The organism is Thiolapillus sp. (assembly GCF_048562965.1).
GTDB classification, from domain to species: Bacteria; Pseudomonadota; Gammaproteobacteria; order Chromatiales; family Chromatiaceae; genus Thiolapillus; species Thiolapillus brandeum_A.
This window is the reverse complement of sequence record NZ_JBHNMF010000603.1, coordinates 1-1,894: the sequence shown is the minus strand read 5'-3', so window position 1 is coordinate 1,894 and position 1,894 is coordinate 1. Positions and strand designations below refer to the sequence as shown.

The following is a 1,894-nucleotide window of genomic DNA, read 5'->3' as shown; positions in this document are numbered from 1 at the left end:
GTCAGAATGACAACTGCATAATTGATTGTTTCATCAGCCGAACGATTGACCCGATTCCACGCCTGCTGTGCCTGACGGTAACATGCAATACATCTGGAACCGTCTGGAATCCGCTGGAAGAAACATTGGAGGAATGGCTGAAGATGCACCCTCTTTATACCATTCAGCCGTCAAATCTGCTTTTTTCTTCCGACGATGCCGAGCGTTTCCGACTGCAATTTCGGGAACAGGTCATTGATTTTTCGTCAACGCGGTGCGTTGCAGATGGAATCTGCGTCAAACCATATCCAAAGCCGGTAGAGTAGGGGGCTGTTATGCTTAGCGGCACATTCAAGTGGTTCTTCATTGGCATGTTACTGCTTCTCGTAGAAGTGCTGATTGTCAGTGCGGTGGTTAAACAATCCTGGATAGTCCAGAACATCCAGGAGGAGACGTTCAAGAATGAACGCGTTTTTGGCCACCAGACCGCACAAAATATCCGCAAACGTGCGGACGATATCTATACCCGCTGGTTTGTGAAAACCGGGATTCAAGACAGCCTGTATCAGATGCTGCTGCCGCAAAACAACCACAGCGGGGGACTGGACCTTGGGCCGGTAAGCGATTCGGTGTTCAGCCATGTAGAGGGGTCACTGGGGACCTTCTGGGCGGTCGTGTATCAGATCATTGTTCGTCTTCAGGTCTGGTGGATGTGGCTGCCGGCCGCCTTGCTGCTTATCATTCCGGCTATTATCGACGGCGTGATGATGCGAAAAGTCAAGATTGTGGCCCACCTCACAAGTAGTTCAATTCGCTTGAAATATGCGACTTTGGCGATAGTCATTTCATTGTTTATGATGACCGCCGCACTTGTCAGCCCTTTTGCGGTCAACCCACTTTTGCCGCTTATTCTGATTCTTTGCTGTATACTGATGTTCAGCGTAATTCTCGCCAATGTGCAGAAGGATATCTGAGCGCTGACAAAACCATTGGTCAATGGTTTTTTAATAAGACAACGGGGTATCGACCATGCCCAGGAGAATTGATAAATGTCACCCAAAACACCCTACGAACACAAACCTCGCAAGCTCGACGAAGAAGGAATCGCCAAGGAAATCGAGGAATACCGGCGTCGTAAAGACGCCAAGATACAGCGCATCAATCTATCATATTTGGACCGGCCGGATATCCGTCTGGTCGAACCCGGTGATTATGGCCCCATCCATCTCGAGCACGAGTTTGAAACACCTGATGACGTCAACTATGTGCTGACCGGTTCGTCCATGACGAGAAACAGTAAGTTTCCACGTCATGTGCCTTGGGTCAACGCGTTGACGGGATACGAAGACGCCTACCATGACAGGAAGAAAGGCAAGATTGTCATCCCGGTGTTTCACCAGGTTTCTGCCAATATCATCCATGCCGGGCTACTGCCCATATTGGCCAGTGCTTTGGCCAGTCTCAAAGACCCCTTGCAGTGGCCATATCCACCATCTACGCATATCAACATCGAATACATGCCGGATGGAACGGGTGTGTTGGAGTCCACAAAATATGGCGCGATTGCACTGGTCCACGCCCTCAGTGGCACAGCCAAGACACTGAACCGGTCGATTGTGTACAAGCTTCGGGGCAGAAAAACCAAGGGGAATCGGTTTCCCGGGGTTCCTGATTGGAACCGGATGCTGAAGGAATCCGGTATCGCAACCCACATTCGTTCATCCCAAATCTGGACGATTCGCCTCGAAACGCCGGAACTGGCTAAACAGGCAAACCAGTTGCTGATCCCGCTTTTCAAAGAAGCCATATTGATGGAGCACTCGTTCAAAACCGAGCGTCGCACGGCGCATGTGCTTAACAATATCCGTGCAACCCTAGAATTTAACGGTGTTGATCCGGATTCGCTTTAACGAAA

The 1,894-nt window shown here is 50.1% G+C and carries 3 protein-coding genes; all 3 read left to right on the top strand.

Going from position 1 to position 1,894, the window contains the following annotated elements; all coding sequences use genetic code 11:
• A partial coding sequence (locus ACOCD2_RS18240) for a hypothetical protein (protein WP_293680738.1) occupies positions 1 to 305 on the top strand: 305 nt, incomplete at its 5' end.
• A gap of 9 nt (positions 306 to 314) precedes the next feature.
• On the top strand, positions 315 to 953 hold the full coding sequence (locus tag ACOCD2_RS18235; RefSeq protein WP_293675004.1) for a DUF4400 domain-containing protein: 639 nt from the start codon (positions 315 to 317) through the stop codon (positions 951 to 953).
• A gap of 75 nt (positions 954 to 1,028) precedes the next feature.
• Positions 1,029 to 1,889: a hypothetical protein gene (locus ACOCD2_RS18230; RefSeq protein WP_293649965.1), complete on the top strand. Its 861-nt coding sequence runs from the start codon at positions 1,029 to 1,031 to the stop codon at positions 1,887 to 1,889.
• Positions 1,890 to 1,894 lie beyond the last annotated feature (5 nt).

What these genes read in the sequence shown, in the direction of transcription:
- ACOCD2_RS18235 (WP_293675004.1), top strand. Translation starts at nt 315, where the DNA reads ATGCTTAGCGGCACATTCAAGTGGTTCTTCATTGGCATGTTACTGCTT.
- ACOCD2_RS18230 (WP_293649965.1), top strand. Translation starts at nt 1,029, where the DNA reads ATGTCACCCAAAACACCCTACGAACACAAACCTCGCAAGCTCGACGAA.